This is a genomic window from Photorhabdus thracensis (assembly GCF_001010285.1).
GTDB lineage: Bacteria > Pseudomonadota > Gammaproteobacteria > Enterobacterales > Enterobacteriaceae > Photorhabdus > Photorhabdus temperata.
Genome location: NZ_CP011104.1, coordinates 632,920 through 652,691, shown reverse-complemented (window position 1 = coordinate 652,691; position 19,772 = coordinate 632,920). Strand labels below are relative to the sequence as shown.

General features: G+C 41.7%; 13 protein-coding genes. 10 read left to right on the top strand and 3 right to left on the bottom strand.

Features of this window, described 5'->3' with window-relative positions:
• Nucleotides 1-249 precede the first annotated feature (249 nt).
• Nucleotides 250-1,590 carry a condensation domain-containing protein gene (locus VY86_RS02605; RefSeq protein WP_046973816.1) on the bottom strand — a complete coding sequence of 447 codons (1,341 nt, stop codon included), beginning with the start codon at nucleotides 1,588-1,590 and terminating at the stop codon, nucleotides 250-252.
• Between the two features lie 425 nt (nucleotides 1,591-2,015).
• On the opposite strand from VY86_RS02605, the gene fepB reads away from it, so the two are divergent.
• The 10 genes from fepB to dhbA all read left to right on the top strand — a co-directional run bounded on the left by fepB (nucleotide 2,016) and on the right by dhbA (nucleotide 16,799).
• Nucleotides 2,016-2,999, top strand: a complete 984-nt coding sequence (fepB, locus tag VY86_RS02600; protein ID WP_052760898.1) for a Fe2+-enterobactin ABC transporter substrate-binding protein — start codon at nucleotides 2,016-2,018, stop codon at nucleotides 2,997-2,999.
• A gap of 23 nt (nucleotides 3,000-3,022) precedes the next feature.
• A complete protein-coding gene (locus tag VY86_RS02595) occupies nucleotides 3,023-4,075 on the top strand; it encodes a FecCD family ABC transporter permease (RefSeq protein ID WP_082111163.1) in 1,053 nt (350 codons plus the stop codon).
• The gene (locus VY86_RS02590; RefSeq protein WP_046973815.1) at nucleotides 4,072-5,136 is read left to right on the top strand and encodes a FecCD family ABC transporter permease; all 1,065 of its coding nucleotides are present in this window, start codon (nucleotides 4,072-4,074) and stop codon (nucleotides 5,134-5,136) included. Before VY86_RS02595 ends, VY86_RS02590 begins: the two co-directional genes overlap by 4 nt.
• Before the next feature lie 609 nt (nucleotides 5,137-5,745).
• Nucleotides 5,746-7,860, top strand: coding sequence for a TonB-dependent receptor (locus VY86_RS02585; RefSeq protein WP_046973814.1), 2,115 nt, complete (start codon nucleotides 5,746-5,748; stop codon nucleotides 7,858-7,860).
• 178 nt (nucleotides 7,861-8,038) lie between these two features.
• Nucleotides 8,039-11,119, top strand: a complete 3,081-nt coding sequence (locus VY86_RS02580; RefSeq protein WP_046973813.1) for a condensation domain-containing protein — start codon at nucleotides 8,039-8,041, stop codon at nucleotides 11,117-11,119.
• Between the two features lie 98 nt (nucleotides 11,120-11,217).
• Complete coding sequence (locus tag VY86_RS02575; protein ID WP_046976679.1) at nucleotides 11,218-12,057, top strand: ABC transporter ATP-binding protein; 840 nt, start codon at nucleotides 11,218-11,220, stop codon at nucleotides 12,055-12,057.
• A gap of 298 nt (nucleotides 12,058-12,355) precedes the next feature.
• Nucleotides 12,356-13,537 carry an isochorismate synthase gene (locus VY86_RS02570; RefSeq protein ID WP_046973812.1) on the top strand — a complete coding sequence of 394 codons (1,182 nt, stop codon included), beginning with the start codon at nucleotides 12,356-12,358 and terminating at the stop codon, nucleotides 13,535-13,537.
• Nucleotides 13,534-15,177 carry a (2,3-dihydroxybenzoyl)adenylate synthase gene (locus VY86_RS02565; protein ID WP_046973811.1) on the top strand — a complete coding sequence of 548 codons (1,644 nt, stop codon included), beginning with the start codon at nucleotides 13,534-13,536 and terminating at the stop codon, nucleotides 15,175-15,177. Before VY86_RS02570 ends, VY86_RS02565 begins: the two co-directional genes overlap by 4 nt.
• Complete coding sequence (locus tag VY86_RS02560) at nucleotides 15,164-16,039, top strand: isochorismatase (protein WP_021323613.1); 876 nt, start codon at nucleotides 15,164-15,166, stop codon at nucleotides 16,037-16,039. Before VY86_RS02565 ends, VY86_RS02560 begins: the two co-directional genes overlap by 14 nt.
• Before the next feature lies 1 nt (nucleotide 16,040).
• Nucleotides 16,041-16,799, top strand: coding sequence for a 2,3-dihydro-2,3-dihydroxybenzoate dehydrogenase (dhbA, locus tag VY86_RS02555; RefSeq protein ID WP_046973810.1), 759 nt, complete (start codon nucleotides 16,041-16,043; stop codon nucleotides 16,797-16,799).
• A 328-nt stretch (nucleotides 16,800-17,127) separates the two neighbouring features.
• Here dhbA and VY86_RS02550 read toward each other — a convergent pair whose 3' ends face one another.
• On the bottom strand, nucleotides 17,128-17,754 hold the full coding sequence (locus VY86_RS02550; protein WP_046973809.1) for a tail fiber assembly protein: 627 nt from the start codon (nucleotides 17,752-17,754) through the stop codon (nucleotides 17,128-17,130).
• Nucleotides 17,755-17,756: 2 nt separating this feature from the next.
• A complete protein-coding gene (locus VY86_RS02545; protein WP_046973808.1) occupies nucleotides 17,757-18,731 on the bottom strand; it encodes a phage tail protein in 975 nt (324 codons plus the stop codon).
• Nucleotides 18,732-19,772 lie beyond the last annotated feature (1,041 nt).

The following is a 19,772-nucleotide window of genomic DNA, read 5'->3' as shown; positions in this document are numbered from 1 at the left end:
AATCGACAAACATTGCAAGATAATCATATAACTAATTGATAAATATAATATTCGGTCATTAAAATTGGATTAATAATCAATGTCGTAAAGTATTAAATATGCTATTTAAGAAATCGAATTTAAATAATATAACAGTATAATTACGATAAAACATTGACTAATTTTAACTATATCAATGAAATACCTGACTCATGTGCTCTGAACCGGAGTCTGACTCCGGCTTTTTATATATTAAGTTATTTTTTTATTTTATGAATAAAGCGCTTTTACAGGCAGGGAAAGAGAGTTGCCTATAAGCACTTTTTGTAGAAAATCAGTCAGGTTTTTCTGATGGTTTTCAATCTCCTCTTTGCCAAACATTGCTGAATCAGCATCAAGATCAACAATTAATTCTCCGGCATCTACTTTCCCGCGATAGATAATGTTAAAGCTAAAGCAATCATAGAGCCCGCTGGTGAGTATATGGCGTTTAACCTGGCAATCGACAAAATTGGGAGAGTCAAAAGGTAACACATTGATGAGTGGCGAAAATAAATAACGGGTATCTTGAGGTAGTTTATGATCTAAAAAGATCTGTTCTATACGATATCTGGCATGAGTTCGTTGAGTATGAAGCGCGTTGATTGTCTTTTTCAAAAAGGTTTCTAATGTTTCATCCGGATTGGTGTTTATCAATAAGGGAAGAATATTAGTCATTAATGCCGGTGTATTGGTTCTGAAACGGGTTCGGCGATTCATATAGGGTAGCCATAACGGCATTGAGTATTCACCATTTTGTGTCTGTGCAGCGAAATAGTGAAGCAAGTAGATGCTTGAAAGCGCCACTAACAGATCAGGCCAGGCGATATCTGTATCAGCCGATAAACGTATTAGGCCTGTGACAATATTCCCGGAGAGCGCACAACTGGTGTAATGGTGTTTGGTGCTATAGTCGGCACGGGCGATATCCACGGTTGGAAGGTGCGCGGATGAAAGATAATTTTGCCAGTATAAGCGATCCTTTTCATATTGCTCGCTGTTACAGTACTCGTGTTCTTCAGTAAGGTAGCCGCTGAGTGAGTGAAAAGAAGCATCGGCACTAGCTTTACCAAGATAGTACGAATAGAAATGCGCACAACGATGTTCAACGAGCGCCATACCAAATCCATCAAGCAGAATATGATGAGCCCGGTTGTACCAGAGATAATGAGACTCGCTTAATTTAAATAGCCACTGAGCGGATAGCAGTTGAGTTAATAAATTCAGCGGAGATTCCACATCGGCCCGCATAAGTTGCAACGCTGTGTGGAAAGGATCGGGCTGCGTCTGTAAGTCAATGAATTTTAACTGTGGTATGGCGGCTTGATTCGGTTGTTGTAAAGGAAGCGGTTCTTCTTCAAGGCGTTTAAAACGGACAGAGAGCACATCTGTTTCACTGGCCACTGTCGTTATTGCTTTGCAAAGTGCCTCTTGATCGACATTGCCCTGAATATCAAGATAGTGAGCGACAGTCGAAACAACTTTTTCGGAATGCAGGCTGAACTCGTGCCAGTAATATTGTTGTGCCTGCGTCAATGGCATCCAGCTAGAAGTTTGATCGATGTTTAACATTGTAAACCTTATGAATTCATCATAGAAAATAGAATAAAAAATAAAAAAACAGATAAAACTTTCTTCTATGTTTGTGATCGGTGTTCATACAATGTTAAGCCACGATATTCCCGTCTGAACAAGCCAACGCGTAATCGCCTATTTATTCCCATGACATTCATTCTCCTGTTTGATCACCATTTTTCGTTGATTGTTTCTGGCTGAAATCTGAATTGGTTTTATATCTGAGAAAATGAAACATTTGTTGTGCTATACAACAAGAATGTGACGTATTTCGTGATCAGCGTTATTGTATATGATAATCATTATTAATCTCATTGTCGGATATTAGACAAAATGATACATTACGTCCACTTTGGATTATCTGAATGGGTATGCGAGGTTTCTGCATCGCAGATCCACAATCACTGTCTGAGAATGCCAGAATGAAATCGATATTAACCCTTGTATATGGCTTGGTAATTACTCTGGTCACTCTATTTGGGGGGACTGTTTATGCTGCAAACGCGAAAAATGCAGCTCAGACGGAAAGCCTTTCCTGGCCAAGAGATTTTAAAAATGCTGATGGCACTATCACCACGATTCCGACAAAACCTCAGCGTATTTTATCGACCACAGTTTCGATAACCGGAATACTGTTATCGATTGACGCGCCTGTAGTCGCGAGTGCAACGGCCACGAATGGGAAATTTTTTGCGCAATGGGACAAAGTTGCTCAAGAGCGGAAAATTGAAAAGCTCTGGTCAGCCGGCAATATTGATCTGGAAATGGCTTATGTTGTCGCGCCCGATCTGATCGTGGTTTCTGTGAGCGGCGCTGATTCCGCATATGCTCAGGTAGAACAACTTAAACAAATCGCGCCTACGATTATCTTAGATTATGGTAAACAGACATGGCAGGATTTGGCGACTGAATTAGGAAAGGCGACAGGGCTTGAAGATAAAGTTGCGGCCAGAATTACTGGTTTTGATAATTATCTTGCTGAGTGCCGGGCAAAAATTGCTATCCCCGAAGGTAAGGTTAATATTATCAGCTATGCGGGGCCGGGCACCATTAACCCCATATCAACGAGTATAAGCCCACATGCTTTGTTGCTTTCACAACTTGGGTTTACTATCGAGTCGGCAGATCCGGCCTGGCATAATAATGCGAATAAAACCGGCGACTTTGTTTGGGCGCAATATGAAAATATTACGCAGTTAACCGCGCCCACGACATTTCTTTTAAGTGCGGGAGAGCACAGAGCTGCTGAATTCTTAAAGGATCCTGTACTTGCTAATTTGGCTTCAGTCAGAACAGGACAAGTCTATGGTCTTGGTGTGAATTCGTTTCGAATTGACTATTACAGTGCAAAAGAAATTGCCGATAGCATTGTTAAACGGTTTGGCATTAAGCAGAAAGCGAAATAACTTAGCAATTGTTTGAGTTGAATATGAAAAAATTGATTTTTTCAGTTGCTAATTCTGTTGCGCAATCTGATAACCGGCAATTCAAATTTCAGCGAAAAGGGTTGCTGATTTGCGGGTTATTACTTGTGGCATTTTCAGTTTTTAGTCTTTTTGTCGGGACCCGCCCTGTCACGATTAAAGTCACCTGGGAGGCATTCACCGCTTTTAATCCAGCCAATAGTGAACATTTATTGGTTCGTTATCTGAGAGTGCCCCGTACTTTGCTGGCGATTATCGTTGGTTGCTCATTGGGTGTCGCGGGTGCCATTATGCAGGCGCTTACCCGTAATCCACTGGCTGATCCGGGTATTCTGGGAATCAATGCCGGAGCTGCGGTTTCCATTGTCTCGGCAATTGCTTTTTGGGGTATTTCCGACGTTATTGGCTATATGTGGTTTGGTCTGGCAGGGGCGACAATTGCAGGTTGTGGCGTGTATTTACTCGGGGGGATCCGGCATGGGTTGAACCCGGTAAGAATGGTATTAGCGGGTGCTGCACTGTCCTTTGTATTACTTGCTGTTACCCAGATTATCACCATAAACAGTGAAGATGAGGTATTTAATCAATTCCGGCACTGGGTGGTGGGTTCACTTCAAGGGCGAGGTTATGAGGTGCTTTTCCCTATCTCCATACTGGCGGCCTCAGGAGTGATGATTGCTTTAATGCTGACAAAGTCTCTTGATACGGTAGCACTTGGTCATGATCTGGGAAAATCATTGGGTGTTAACCAAACCAAAGTCTGGATTCTATCTGCACTGGTCATCATTATGTTATCTGGCGGCGCCACGGCGGCGGCGGGGCCCATTAGTTTCATCGGCCTGACCGCCCCTCATTTTGCCCGTTTAATTGCAGGGCCTGATTATCGTTGGGTACTTCCTTATTCTATGCTGATATCTGGCGTTATGGTGGTAGCTGCTGATAGCTTGGGACGAGTCGTAGGATATCCTGGGGAAATTAGTGTTGGCATTATGGTGGCGCTAATTGGGGGACCATTCTTTGTTTTCCTTATCAGAAAATGGAAAATTGTTCAATTATGAGCAGACGGAATGATGGTGAGACTGAGGTTAATATTTCTGGTAAGGTCTGGCGACAAGGAAAAGTGTCTCTTGTTTTTATTCCCAGAAATCTTATGGTGATTTGTGCCATATTGCTGTTGATTATGGTATTAGCGCTTTTTTCCATGACTATCGGCAAATACAATATCACAATCGAACAAATTATCACTATTTTCTGGGGGCGGGGCTCCGGTACAATCAGCGAAAAGATTATCATGGATATTCGTTTACCTCGCGTGTTAACCGCAATTTTTGTTGGTGCTGCGCTGGGGGTATCTGGTGCGGTTTTTCAGTCCATTTCCAGAAATGCGTTAGGTTCTCCAGATGTGATTGGTTTTACAACCGGTGCGGCGACGGGGGCGATTCTACAGATAGTTTTATTTGATAATAGTGCAGTGCAAGTAGCGATTGCTGCTGTTGCCGGAGGGACGCTGACCGCAGTGGTAGTGTATCTGTTATCTTTAAAATCCGGTGCAATAGGTGGGTATCGCCTCATCCTGACGGGGATTGGTGTGGGTTCAGTGCTAAGTGCCCTGAATGGCTTATTACTGGTAAAAGGAAATCTCGATAATGCCGTGATGGCAAATTTGTGGCTTGCTGGATCACTTAATGCCCGAACATGGATACATGTTTTCCCTGTTTTAATGGGAGTTGTATTGCTGGTGCCTTTGGTTCTTTTTATGGCAAGGAAACTGGGCATTATCGAGATGGGGGATGATATTGCCAGTCAGCTTGGTGTCAGGGTGGAACGTGTTCGTTTTATTATGATTTTTTGCGCTGTGGTTTTAGCGGCTCTTGCCACTGGTGCCGCAGGACCGATTGCTTTTGTTGCTTTGGCCGCCCCTCAGCTTGTGGTTCGCCTGACCCGTTCGAGAAATATGCCGGTTATCAGTGCCGCGCTAATGGGTGCTTGCCTTTTGCTGTCAGCTGATCTGTTTACGCAACTTTTACCTTTACGAGCGGCAGTCCCTATTGGGCTTATGACGGGGCTCATTGGCGGAATTTATCTGATTTGGTTGTTGACCCGTTCCCGGCAAATTTAGTACGAATCGTCGTAAATCTTCTCCTAATGTGGTCGGAGATATCTGGGGTAAGTCATTCAAGTAACAAATATAATAATATATTTGGTGGGGTCTTTATCTGTCTCAATTGATGGAATATTTTCGTTATTTATATTCTTAACTTAGACTGTGAATTATTTCTTTATTTTCCTGGTTTGTTTTTTAAGCCTAAAATTAATTCCATAAAATATAGGGATATATTCTTAGTCAGTTTCTTTCTGGCTAAATACCTTCCTAAAACCACATATTTTACCGAGTTATCTTTTGTTTTTTTTATTTCCTTAAAATAAAAAGTTGTTTTATATAGGAAATTTATTTTTCTGTTGCATTGATCACAGTTAATGATAATGATTTTTATTTACATACAATAATACACCTTGTTATGATAATTATTACTATTTAAGAAATATTATAACAAAGCAACACCGAAGAGTAATAATAACATTGCGAAATTACTCTGTATGAAATTAGCATGGGTTGAATCGCACCATGTTTTTACAGACTGGGATCCACCGGTCAGCAATGTCACGATTTAACTTATTTAATTTTATTAAAACGATTTCGTGTAAGCTGGCTAAAGGAGAAAAATGAATGAATAGGTTGCACTCAACTCTGCAACATGATGTATCAGAAAAAGAACATACTGAAAAATCGAATTTTGTAGGTATTTTTGGGGCTTTATTTTTTGGTGCTATTGTGCTCACAGGAACTGATGCTGTTGCGGCAGAGGAAAAGAACACACAAAACGCCCAAAAAGGAAATACTAAAGCATTATCATCAGAAGAAGATGTATTAGTGGTGACAGGAGAGAAAGTCAATCGCTCTATTTATGATAGTGGTTCAAGCGTCGAGGTTTATAATCTTCGCAAAATGAAATCTATTCCTAATCCTGATGTTAACACGCTGCTGCAAATGACGCCGAACGTTGTTGATAATGGTATTAGTAATGCACTTCCCGCCGTTCGCGGTGTTGATGGTTCAGGCCCTTCACAAGGGGGCATGGCTTTCATTAGTGGGACACGTCCCAGAATCAACGTCTCTATTGATGGGCGCTCGTTTACCTATAATGAGCTGGCTTTCGGCACGCAATCTTTGTGGGATATCGAGAGTGTCGAGGTATTTCGTGATCCACAAAGTTATATTCAGGGAAGGAACGCAATTGCAGGCGCTGTGATCATTAAATCACTCGATCCTACCTTTTATTGGGAGAGCGCAATCAAAAGTGGGTTCGCTAATCAGGGCTATCAGCAAGTCGCTGCGATGGCTTCCGGTCCTTTGATTGACGAGCAATTGGCCTTCCGTCTTAGTGTCGATCGTCAAAATCGTGATAGCTTTGCTAACCTGGTTTCTTATGATCCTGTTGGCGATCCGCACAAAATTGAATCAACAACAGTTCGTGCGAAGCTGCTGTTTGAACCACTGTCCATTCCTGAGTTATCCACGAAATTAACGGTTAACCATCTTGATAGTCGTGCTCCTCAGAACGAAGCGTACAATCCAAGGGATACGCTTAATTTAAGGCATGAGCTGTTCAGACCAGTCATAGAACGAAAAACGACCAGTGGGATCTGGGATATTTCATGGGCTTTGTCAGATACTATTAGTCTGGAAAATAAATTAATTTATACCGATCTGGCTTATCACAGATTAACCTCGTCTAAAATTCCAAAAGCTGATACTGATGGCAAAGAGTTAGAAGTTGAACCTATTATCCGTTTTCAAGGGTTTGATAATAAGCTGAATGGTTTGGTGGGTGTGCGTTATTTCCATGGTAAACAGGATGAATCTATCAATCTTTTCGGGGGTAGCAAGTTTGATGATAAAACGGAAACAGCCTCTGCCTATACTGTTTTGACCTACACGGTTGTTCCTGAAATTGATGTGACTTTATCGAGCCGCTTTGAGCGTGAACACAGAACACGTAAAGGGGGAAGCGAAAGTGTAGCAATCGATTTTGATAAAACCTATAACGCTTTTCTGCCTAAAATTGATGTAGCCTGGAAACCGCAGAAAGATCAAACCGTCGGGGTAGCTGTTGGTAGAGGTTATAACGCAGGGGGGGCGGGAGTGACCTTTGGCAAGCCTGTCATTAGTTATACCTATGACCCTGAATATGTCTGGAACTACAGCCTTTATACACGTAACAGCCTGCTGGATGGTAAATTGGAACTCACCTCTAATCTTTTCTATAACGATTATAAGGACATGCAGTTACCTTACTATCTGTCACTCGATTCAACCATGATCCGTAATGCTAATAAGGTTGAAACGTATGGTGCAGAAGTCGGTGCCCGTTGGTTGCCGGTCGAAAAACTTGAGCTAAACGCTAATGTTGGCTTGCTGAAAACGAAGATTAAAAGTTTCGCGGAGAGTGGTGTTCAGGGTAATGAATTACCTCGGGCACCGGGATATACCGCAAACCTCTTGGCTAAGTATTTACTGACAGAGGATATTGATGTTAGCGGCAATGTTATGTTCTCAGATACTTATTACTCTCAGTATGACAATTCTGCCCGTGGAAAAATCCCAGCCTATTGGATAGCTAACCTTCAACTTGGTTATAACTTCAAGTGGGGACGCGCCACATTATTTGCTCAGAATCTGTTTGACTCTGATAGACGTTTATTAGTTCCGGATAATAACGTTAATTCGATAATTTATCAGCGTCCGAGAATGATTGGTGCGACGTTTGAACTGAAGTTCTAAGGCGATTAGTCAATTGGTTAGGACATTAATTCAATAAGTAACCGGACAGTGGCGTGAAACTTATTCTATCCGCCAAAAAATGAAGGGCGATTATATGAGTGGGATCACATCTTCTGTCCGGAAAATAGCAAAAGATTAATATGTAGAGTAGCCCTGCGTTGACTGGAGAAGCGGGAATATGGCAAGAGAGTTTAAGCGGATACTGACAGATGATGAAGCATTGCTTTTGGATGAAGTATTCTATGCCCATGCTGATGGTCATTCATCTTCGGAAGCCCAAGAAACTGAAAAGGATTTAACTGAATTTGAAGAGATGATGTGGCTTCATCATCAACAGGATCCTGATGTTTCAGGTCAGTTTGCCTGCGCCTGGTCATTGACAGAAAATATCAACATAGGCCGGCTCATCAGGGCATTAGAGCTTCTTACTAAAGAGATAGTTGGAATTAATGTTAGGTATCGTTTTGATGATGAAGGCGATTTGCGTAAATATTGCGATCCAACAGCGGATTCTCCTATCGAAATTTATCAGATTCAGTCTGATGAAGAAGCGATAAATAGGCTACTTAAGGATCAGTGCAAACCTATCGGGCTTGATGAACATCCACCGGTCAAATTCATGTTGTTTATGAATGGCAAGCATGGGGTTATTTTAGGTGTGATTGTGCATCATATTCTGAGAGATAGCATGTCATGGCCGCAGATGCTTACCATGCTTTCTGATGTCTATAATAATGGTCTGAAGACTATCGGATTTGGCAAGGAAGATATATTTCGCAAGGCAATCCCGGCTAAATGGTTATCATGTGAGTCTGGAAAGATTGGCATTCCCTGGCTCTATAAATCCGATACCGCTAGGGGGGCGTTAATTAAAGAAACGGGTAAAATCAGTTACCTTGATGATTCTCTTCATCATCGTCTTGTGGGCAGGTATCGTACTACAATTAATGTTGATGCACTTGCTCCATTGTTGCCTGCGGAGAACACAGCATATTCATCATTGGCAACAGTAACAGCATTATTTGGTTACTATATTGCTATGATAGGCTCTCATTTGGACGTGAATGTCAGTGTGTCGTGCGGCCCGGAATATACACATGATGAACTCAACAGCCCATTTTTCTACTCAGAATTAATGTCGTTGCGTGTGTGCCGGGATGACAAAAGCTTGGATAAAATAATTGCCGATCTTGAAAGGCAGATAGAAAGCGGCAATCTACAAATTGGCAATGAGGTGGAGTTCGGACATAACAGCCCACATATCCTTGTGACTTGGCTTAATCAATCCCAGCCATCACTCAGGTTGAATGATGCAATGGTTGAGTTATTACCCATTCCACCATTAAACGCGCATTTTGATATCTCGCTGGCAGCTGGAAATGTAAATGATGGGCAATGGTTTCTTGAATTAATAACGGGCCCGTCAGTATCCGCACATATTGGCGCATTTTTGTTAGAAGGTTTTTGTACATTTATTCATGAACAAGATGTCACTATTGCGCCAGAACTTACGTCTGTTTTTTCGCTTCCAGCGAAGAAAAAACATGAGGATATTAGTGATACAGCACTTATTATCGCCAAACAGCAAAAAGAGCATGAGGCAACTGACAAAAGCGATAGCCATCGTAAAATAGCCAATATTATCCTGAATGAATTTAGGCAAGCGCTCTCCTCACCAGAAATGACAGCCAGTGATGACTTTTTCGATCTTGGCGGGCATTCACTCATTGCCACCCGCGTGATAGGCAGATTACTGAGCTTACATAATATAGAGATCCATATTAACCATCTCTTTAGTTATCCGACCGCGTTGAAACTTGCTGAATATGCGCAATGTCATGATCCTATTGATGAAAACAAAGATGAATTGAGCGAAGAACAATCTGAAGAAGATATTTCGGCTGTCGCACCTTTATCCCTTGCGCAAAAATCTCTATGGAAAGCGTATGCGGCATTTGATTTCAACGATATCTTCAACTTACCTTTTATTTTAAAATTTTCTGCAATTATTAATGAGCAGGTATTTAAGCAAGCTTTTTTTGATGTACTGCAAAGACATTCTGTATTGCGTAGCCTATTTTATGAGGAAGAGGGCGGAGTCTATCAACGTGTCGTTCCAATGAAGGATTTATCGGGCTATCAGTGGTTTTGGGGTTCTCATGAATATGGTCTCCTTTCCTCAGAAGAAATATTAAAAAAAGAGGGGAAATATCAGTTTGATCTATCTGAAGAACTGCCTTTGCGCATTAAATTTGTCACCGATAACGCCTCAGGGCAGCAGTTTTTATCCATGTTATTTCATCATGTGGCACTTGATGAGTGGTCTGTTACTTTGCTCATGGAAGAGCTGAAACATGCCTATAAATACAGGTTGATAAATGAGATGCCAACATGGCAAGAGCAACCTTTACCATTCCTTCAATATGCAATCAGGCAAAATAATGAGGGAATGAATCAGTCTCATCTTGATTATTGGGTTAATAATTTACGGGGCGCGCCAAGCGGAGAGCCCATTTTTAAAAATCCGGCCAGCGAGTTATCCGGGCAGGCGAATTCCTGTGAAGGCATTGAGTTTGAGATTGAAAAAGTGGTGGCTCAAGGCTTGCAGTCACTTGCCAGAAAAAATGGCGCTTCATTCTTTAATATTCTTTACGCCAGTATTGTTGCATCGCTCAATTTACTGGGGGCAACCGATGATCTTATTGTGGGAACATCGGCTTCAGGACGAGATGATGCGAGCTTCTTTGACACTGTCGGTTATTTTACCACGGTTGTGATACACAGGGTTCGCTTTACTGAACAGATGACATTTACTGATCTGATCACTCAGGTTAAGAACAACATCAACGACTCGTTGCCTTATACCGATATCCCCATTGATCTGATTGAGGAAGCTTTATCAGGTGCAGATCAAGGAAAAGATCATTTATTCGAGGTATATATTCAGTTACATGCAAAAAATAGTTTGAGCGGTGAGTTCCATATGTTGGATGGAAGCCATATTGCATTTCAACAGATCGTTTTGGAAAAGCAGGAATCGCTACTGGGGCTTCACTTTGAAATTATGGAAGAGATGATAGGTGAAGAAACGGTACGTGTTTTGTTTAATTATCGTTCAGATCGTTATAGTGCGGCTCAAATCGCTCAAATATCAGAGACTATCAATGGCATCTTGACGCTGTTTGCAAAAACACAGGATAGCAATATACCGCTTGGGGCGATTTTGCCAAGATTATCCGAGTGCATAGATACCCTTTGAATCCCAGGGGTTCTATTCAACACTGAATAATCTCTTGCAGTCTGCATTGATATGAATATTGATGCAGACTGATGGCTAACGTTTTTGTGAGAGAATTGATGGCAACGCTAACGCTAGAACATGATAACCAAAGTGTTTTATCACCTTGTCGCTTGAGTGTAGAAGAATTGCGCTTGGGTTACGGTGAACATATCGTCTGTGATGAACTGAATCTGCGTATCCCTGATGGTCGTTTTACCGTGATTATCGGTCCTAATGGCTGTGGCAAATCCACGCTGTTGAGAAGTTTATGTCGTCTGCTGCGCCCGGAATATGGCAGGGTTTGCCTTGATGGTCATGATATTCACACTATACCAACACGCGCTTTGGCCCGTCAGCTGGGATTATTACCGCAAAGTGTGCAGGCTCCTCAGGGGATCAAAGTGGTTGATTTAGTCGCGCGCGGGCGTTTTCCCCACCAGCGGTTATTACGTCAATGGAGTCATGAGGATTATGAAGCTGTGCGCCAGGCAATGGATGCGACCGGTGTGACCCAGCTTGCTGAATGCGTTGTTGATGAACTTTCAGGTGGGCAGCGTCAACGGGTTTGGGTTGCTATGGTGCTGGCTCAACAAACGCCATTGTTACTGCTTGATGAACCGACAACTTATCTTGATATTGCTCATCAAATTGAGTTGCTTGAGTTGTTTTGTCACCTTAATCAAGGATCCGGATATACGCTGATCGCTGTGCTTCATGATTTGAATCAGGCTTGCCGGTATGCAGATCATTTGATTGTGATGGCGGGGGGACGGATTGTGGTGGAAGGGGCGCCTGGTGAGATCATTACGACAACATTAGTCTCTGAGGTTTTTGGACTCGATTGTGTCATTATTGATGATCCTGTCAGCCATACTCCCTTAATTATTCCACAGGGACGGCGTTTTACGAAGGGATAGATATGATTTTTAAATGTATTTTTTAATAATAATATTAATATCGTTGAGCTATGCCTGATCGATTCAATCAATAACTTTTAATATCAGGCAGAATAACAGGATGGTGCGAAATGAGATCTCCAAATGGAATAAGAGAGAAATGTTTTAAACATATACATTTTTATAAAATTGAATCATATCGAAATTCTATTATTGGCAATTTTAGTCATCATTTTATTTATAGCAATTGATGCAAAGTTATGTCGAGGCAAGAATTCCATTTTCGTGATCACACGATTAACAGATAGAGGTAAAACTTGTGCCAGATCTATATAGAGATACTTTGCTGACTGGTTTTAATGATCTTAATAATAAGGATTTTCTGTTTCTTTCATCCAGTAAAAGTCTGTTGGCGCAGGGGCAATATGCGATTGTGTCAAAGCCACTTGATGATGCAGCAAACCCTGATAGCCTGATTCAGCAAGAAATACGTCAATTATTCCAGCAAGCGAAGAGCGATGGGATTGAAAATCCTGTTCTGGTGGGTGCAATTCCATTCGATAAACAGCAAAATACGGCACTTTTTGTCCCTGAACAATGCAATTGGTTCCAAAGAAAGCAGTTTCCCTCGCTTATTTCCAATTCAATCTATACAGAAAAAAGACGCAGCCAGTGGCCCGATAAAGCACACTTTAGCCAGATGGTGAACACTGCGATTGATGCAATGCGCAATCATACATTAGACAAAGTTGTTCTTTCGCGGTTACTCGATATCGAAACCCATCAGCCATTAGATTCAATTCAACTATTACGGCATCTTAATCAGCAAAATAGTTGGTGTTATAACTTCCATGTTCCGTTGGAAAATGGGGCATTGATTGGTGCGAGCCCAGAATTATTAGTGCGTAAACAGGGCAATACTATCTTTTCTCAGCCACTGGCAGGCTCTGCAAAGCGCAGTGAAAACCAGCAAGATGATTATAAATTACGCCAGGCGCTTATTCAGTCCGTCAAAGATAATTATGAGCATCGGTTGGTAACCGACATGATGAGAAACGTACTCGAAAGCCGTTGTGAAAAACTACATATCTCTGAAATGCCTTCCACTATCAGCACGCCAGTACTTTGGCACCTTGCCACCGATATTGAGGGAGAGTTAAAGGCACCACAGGAAAATGCACTTTCTGTTGCTTGCCTGCTTCATCCGACTCCGGCCCTCTGTGGCACACCGTATCAGGCCGCGAAGAACTTAATTGAGGAATTAGAGCCGTTTAAACGAAACCTCTTTGGCGGCATTGTGGGGTGGTGTGACGAGAAAGGGAATGGTGAGTGGGTGGTGACTATCCGCTGTGGTGAAGTGAATGGTTCACGGGTAAGACTGTTTGCGGGAGCTGGCATTGTGCCTGATTCGAAACCAGAGTCAGAGTGGCAGGAAACAGAGGTTAAGTTTTCAACGATGATGCGTGCATTCGAGTTTTCACAGGAGGCATGCCCAGCATGATAGTTGAATTTAATCGTTGGCCGAAAGCGCTGGAACAGCGCTATCGTCAGTGTGGTTATTGGATAGATCTCCCGCTTAGTGACATTTTGACCCGTCAGTCAAACAACGGGCAAATTGCGCTTATCTGTGGAGATCGCCAGTTCAGCTATGCTGAACTTAACCTGCTGGTGGATAGTTTGGCCGCAGCATTACAACGACAAGGCGTTAAACGAGGACAAACTGCCTTAGTTCAATTGGGGAATGAGGCCGAGTTTTATATTGTTTTCTTTGCCTTATTACGGCTTGGGGTAGTTCCGGTTAACGCTATATTTAGCCATCAGCGCAGTGAACTTTGTGCTTATGCTGATCAGATTAACCCCGCATTGTTGATTGCCGATCGCAACCATTCCTTGTTTAGCGACGACAATTTTATTGATGAGCTCAGAGCCTGTACGCCGTCTTTGTGTCACGTTGTCTTACGTGGTGATAATGGCAGTATTCTGGATTTTGAGACGCTATTGGCAGAAGGCGCGGGTGATTTTATCGCTAATCCAACACCGGTTGATGAAGTAGCATTTTTCCAATTGTCGGGGGGGAGTACAGGGACACCTAAACTTATTCCCCGAACGCATAATGATTATTACTACAGTATTCGCGCCAGTGTGGAAATTTGCCAGTTTGATGCTGAAACTCGCTATTTATGTGCACTTCCTGCTGCGCATAACTTTCCTATGAGCTCACCGGGGGCATTAGGAGCGTTTTACAGCGGAGGGCTGGTCATTTTAGCGAATAACCCCAGTGCTGATTGCTGTTTTCCGCTTATCCAACAACATCAGGTGAATGTTACTGCATTGATACCGCCAGCAGTCAGTGTATGGCTTGAAGCGATAGCACTTAGTGGTAGCCGTGACGCACTAAAAAGCTTGCGACTGCTACAGGTCGGTGGGGCAAGGTTAAGCGAGAGCCTGGCAAGACGTATTCCAAAAGAGATGGGATGCCAGTTACAACAAGTTTTCGGTATGGCTGAAGGATTAGTGAACTATACCCGGCTAGATGATGACGAACAGCATATTTTTACAACGCAAGGCCGTCCGACCAGTCAGGATGATGAAGTTTGGGTTGCTGATAACGATGGCAATCCTGTTCCTCCCGGTGTCGCTGGCCGATTGATGACTCAGGGGCCTTATACTTTCCGCGGATATTACCGCAGTCCACAGCATAATCAGCAATGTTTTGATAGCAATGGATTCTACTGTTCTGGTGATCTCGTCATCATGGCGCCTGATGGTTATTTACAAGTCGTGGGGCGTGAAAAAGATCAAATCAATCGCGGTGGGGAAAAAATTGCGGCTGAGGAAATTGAGAACCTGCTGCTTCGGCACCCTGATGTCATTTATGCCGCGCTTGTCGCTATTCCTGATTCGCTAATGGGTGAAAAAAGCTGTGCTTTTGTCGTATTACGAAAACCGATAAAAGCCGTAGTCTTACGGCGTTATCTGCGTGAGCAGGGAATAGCAGATTATAAATTACCTGACCGGTTTGAACCTGTTCCCTCACTGCCGATAACATCTGTCGGAAAAATAGACAAGCAACAATTACGTCAACTTGCTAAACAATTTGTTCAGCCACCACTCGTTGGAGAAAGAAATGAGTATTCCTAAACTTAATAGTTATGACTTACCTGTGGCAGAAGGACTTCCGACAAACAAGGTCAATTGGTCATTGGATAAAAATCGGGCTGCGTTATTAATTCATGATATGCAAAATTATTTTCTTAACTTCTGGGAAGAAAATAGTCCATTAATTAATCAAGTCGTGACTAATATTGCCAGGCTGATAGAAATCTGCCGGGAAAATGGAATACCGGTATTTTATTCCGCTCAACCTAACCAGCAGAGTGATGAGGAGAGGGCGCTGTTAAATGATATGTGGGGACCAGGGCTGAACTGCCACCCTGAACTGCAAAAAATTACAGATGCACTTGCACCGCAGGCTGGTGATATTGTCATGGATAAATGGCGATATAGCGCATTTCAGCGCACTGATTTTGAGCAACAGCTCAAAATAGCTGGGCGTGATCAACTTATTATCTGCGGTGTTTACGCACATATTGGCTGTCTAATGACAGCGACTGATGCGTTTATGCGTGATATACAGCCCTTTATGGTTGCGGATGCTTTAGCCGATTTCAGTTATGAAGAACATATGATGGCGCTTAAATATACCGCTGGGCGCTGTGGGCGTGTAGAGACTACCGAACAGCTTCTTGTTGCCTTAGATGTAAAACAAGAGCAATGGAATAAAACCCGCCTCAAAGCGTTATTACTGCCTTTATTAGATGAGGATAGCGACGATATTGGTGATGATGAGAACTTGCTTGATTATGGGCTGGATTCTGTACGCATTATGTCTCTCATTTCCCATTGGCGGCAGCAAGGATATGAAATGGATTTTATTTCGTTAATGAAAAATCCAACAATAAATGGTTGGATGGCATTATTCACTGAGCGTCAGGGAGCCTGAAATGAGTATTGCGCTTGATTTTAGCGATAAAATTGTCTGGGTAACTGGTGCCGGTAGTGGTATTGGTTACCAGACGGCTTATCGTTTTCAGCAAGCCGGCGCGAAGGTGATTGGGTTTGACATCACGTTCCCTGAGGGGGATTTGCCTTTTATACCGTATTTGCTTGATATCAGTGATCCTATTGCTGTTTCGCGCTGTTGTGAACAGCTCCTTGCACAACAGCCACAACTTGATGTACTGGTCAATGGTGCTGGAATCTTACGCCTTGGTGCGGCTGAAGAGATAACATTTGAAGATTGGCAACAGTGCTTGTCTGTCAATGCGGGAGGGGCATTCAATCTATTTCAGGCGACTATTCCCCAGTTCCAACGCCAGAAGGCGGGGGCAATTGTCACTATTGCATCAAATGCGGCTCATGTTCCTCGTGTTGGCATGTCGGCCTATTGTGCTTCTAAGGCTGCACTGCGTAGTCTCTGCCTGAGTGTTGGGCTGGAATTAGCACCTTATGGCGTTCGTTGTAATCTTATTTCACCAGGATCGACAGATACACCAATGCAGCGTGGTATGTGGCAAACAGAAGCGTTTAAACAGCAAGTCATTCAGGGATCTTCTGAATTGTTTAAACTTGGCATCCCACTTGGGAAGATAGCGACGCCAACAGAAATTGCTGATGCGGTCTTGTTTATGGCTTCTAATCTCGCCAGCCATATTACTTTACAAGATATTGTCATTGATGGTGGTGCAACGCTTGGCGCTTAATCGCCTGTTATGATGAATAAAGCGCTGTATTAGAGATTGTTGGAAATGAAAATACCTTTTTCATTTCCAGCAGTTGAAATCTTCAATACAGACTTAATTTTTCGGGAGCAGCTCATCAGGACCGGATCTTACTTTTTATGGAGATTTTCATCATAAAAAGTAATTTTTAATTGGTAGATTCAATTATTAGAAACGACTCCCTATAATTCACACCAATTACTCATAAAATATCGATGAGCTCGCTTTTATACGAGCTTTTATTAAGTCAAAGAGAGGATTAAAAAACAGCTCTTTATCAATATCTAAAGAGGGTAAAATTTTAACGCTATTATTCTTGCGGCTTTTCAGGCCAGTTAATATTGGGCGCTGATGAAATATCAACCCGACTTAATAATACCAGATACTTTTTCCAACCCAACAATAACGCTTTTTCAGCTTCCGATGCCATTTCAGTTTCAACGGCATACTGTAGCACAGTCATAACTTCATCGGCTTGTCGGCGAAGAGCGGCACGTTGTTGTTCTGCTTGGTTAATTTGACTGGCCTTTTGTGCTTCAACGTCTGTTACCCATTTTTCACCATCCCACTTGTCAAACTCGGTAGCTGGTTGCTTGAATGTCAATGTTTCTGGTAATTCATCCAATTCAATTACTTCTTGTTGTGCGCCTGTCTGCGTGTCGTAAGCTATTTTCCCCCGGTGGTCAGGTACGATTTCCCAATGACTTTCGTCCTCACTGCGGCGTACAGCCATATTATCCCCATTGGGAAGATCTGGTGCATCAAGGTAAGAATGTGCCGACAAACCTACACCTTCTGCAACATATTCGAAATCAGTCCCAGTGAATTCCTTCGAATAAGTATTAGCATGATAAACCTTTATCCAGCCGGCTTGAGTCGCTAAACCATCTTCACCTAATATGGCGGTTTCTGAATCTGAAATATAATTTTGTGTCATTATTATTCTGCCTTTACGATGTAGTTAAATGCGATATTGCGAGGTCTTGATACTCCTATATAGTCCTTAGTCGCTATTCCAATTGCGGTATGCTTACCTCCAGTATATTTAACTCTTGCCGAAATATCGCTATTTCCAGGAACATCCCACTTCAATTTTTCACGCTCATTTAGTGAGAAGGTAACAATATTATCACCATAACCAACTTCCTGTAACAAATAAGCTCCTTCTTGCCATGACAATAATGAACGAGATGGATCTACTCCTCTACTATCATCCCAGCCACGAATAAACTCACCTCTTAAATCGGGCAACCTACCATTAGGATAAGCTTCCGCTAATTTTGGGTACTGTAATTTATTAAAAGCTGAACCATTACAAGTGAAATAACCGATGGGTGGATGGGGCAACGGCCAAGGAATAGGGGCCCCAACGGGAGTTTCACTGGTTGTTTTAATTAGCTTATCTACCTCTGCTCGTGTATATGCTCCCACATCACTCGCATTCAGATTAATATCCTCAGTCAACGCCTTACCATTTATTTTCCGGCTGTTGGGTACTTTATCATCAATATTTTCACGCAATGAATTTATGATTTCCTGAGCAAGCTTTTGTGTCACTGCCAGTGTGTCACTATCACCAAAAATATCGGTAAGCTGAACAGTACCTTTTTGTGATAATGAGGCACTGGGAATTTCTGCTGTGATTTTTTGCTCTAACGCTCGATTTAATTGGGCAATGAGTTTAGCTATATCACCATCATCCAAAACATCATCGACAGATTGTGTTGCAATAAAATTAGCTACAACAGAGGCTATTGTTGACGATTGACGTAATGCCTTATTTAATACATGAGTGGTGATATTCTCTAATGGAAATCCCATCTGCAAATTTTGGCTATCTTCATATTTTTCTTGACTCGCTACATTAGCATTATCACTAATGGAAAAAGCTTTGAAATCATTTTTCTGGCTCATATACTCCTCTTAAATTAAATAATATTTCTTTGTAATTAACATATTAAATTATCGTGCAGGTGATTTGTCTCAATTGGCGCAAATTATAGTTTAGTTCAGAAAAATAATAGTGGAGTGTTTTTATAACTTACAGGGTTAATTATTTTTGTATAAGGGAAAGGAAATATTAATGGCTGTGAACTATTATCCACCTATTTCCTCTGGGATTTTTTATATTTCATGATGTTACAGTAACTCACTGGAAAATAAATTCATATGACAATAAGGTTAAAATCTGAAAATATCCTAAATAGAATAAAATAATGATTGGAATAAATGTTTTTTAAATTATGCAAAATAATATTTTAATATTCTGTTTTAGTTTTAATAAATTCATCAATAGCTTGTATAGGTTCGCTAAAGCCTTTCCGCATATCTGGGTTTCCCTTAAAAAACTTCTAGCCGGAAGTATACAGGCCTGCCAGCTTTTCTTCGCCGTTTTTCAATGGCTTGAATATACTCATATACCGGAATCTCGCCCTCTAATGCCTCTTTATTCGCGCTTTTTAAGTAATTATGGAAAATTAGGTAAATGTAAAATAAGTGAAATATAGAATCGCTGATAAATGGATTAAACATGGCAGAGTAAACAAAGTGGCATCCTGCCCTGAAAAATACGCCTTGGTTTTTTTCGGGTAATCACTCCTTTTTTCAGGGCTTAAATCCTGCCAAATTAGCCGTTTTATCCTTTTTTTAATTGCGTTATTTTTAGGGTTTTTCTCGTAAAATAACCGGCGAGAAAACACTTTAATACTTATCTGTTCGGATAATATTATTTTATGTGTGGATTTCTTTTTAACTCGCGATTAATGGTTTTCGATTAAATGCGATTAACTCGCCTTTTGAAAAGCTGTATTTATTGAGTTAAATCTGCATTGCTATAAAGTCTTTAATACTTCTGTATTCTCGATTTTAAATGATTATGGTAAGTTAGGTAAATGTAAAATAAGTGGAATATAGAATAGTTGATAAATGAATTAAATATAGCAGGGTAAACAAAGT

What these genes read in the sequence shown, in the direction of transcription:
- VY86_RS02550 (WP_046973809.1), bottom strand. Translation starts at nt 17,754, where the DNA reads ATGACACAAAATTATATTTCAGATTCAGAAACCGCCATATTAGGTGAA.
- dhbA (WP_046973810.1), top strand. Translation starts at nt 16,041, where the DNA reads ATGAGTATTGCGCTTGATTTTAGCGATAAAATTGTCTGGGTAACTGGT.
- VY86_RS02585 (WP_046973814.1), top strand. Translation starts at nt 5,746, where the DNA reads ATGAATAGGTTGCACTCAACTCTGCAACATGATGTATCAGAAAAAGAA.
- VY86_RS02560 (WP_021323613.1), top strand. Translation starts at nt 15,164, where the DNA reads ATGAGTATTCCTAAACTTAATAGTTATGACTTACCTGTGGCAGAAGGA.
- VY86_RS02575 (WP_046976679.1), top strand. Translation starts at nt 11,218, where the DNA reads ATGGCAACGCTAACGCTAGAACATGATAACCAAAGTGTTTTATCACCT.
- VY86_RS02580 (WP_046973813.1), top strand. Translation starts at nt 8,039, where the DNA reads ATGGCAAGAGAGTTTAAGCGGATACTGACAGATGATGAAGCATTGCTT.
- fepB (WP_052760898.1), top strand. Translation starts at nt 2,016, where the DNA reads ATGAAATCGATATTAACCCTTGTATATGGCTTGGTAATTACTCTGGTC.
- VY86_RS02605 (WP_046973816.1), bottom strand. Translation starts at nt 1,590, where the DNA reads ATGTTAAACATCGATCAAACTTCTAGCTGGATGCCATTGACGCAGGCA.
- VY86_RS02595 (WP_082111163.1), top strand. Translation starts at nt 3,023, where the DNA reads ATGAAAAAATTGATTTTTTCAGTTGCTAATTCTGTTGCGCAATCTGAT.
- VY86_RS02565 (WP_046973811.1), top strand. Translation starts at nt 13,534, where the DNA reads ATGATAGTTGAATTTAATCGTTGGCCGAAAGCGCTGGAACAGCGCTAT.
- VY86_RS02590 (WP_046973815.1), top strand. Translation starts at nt 4,072, where the DNA reads ATGAGCAGACGGAATGATGGTGAGACTGAGGTTAATATTTCTGGTAAG.
- VY86_RS02545 (WP_046973808.1), bottom strand. Translation starts at nt 18,731, where the DNA reads ATGAGCCAGAAAAATGATTTCAAAGCTTTTTCCATTAGTGATAATGCT.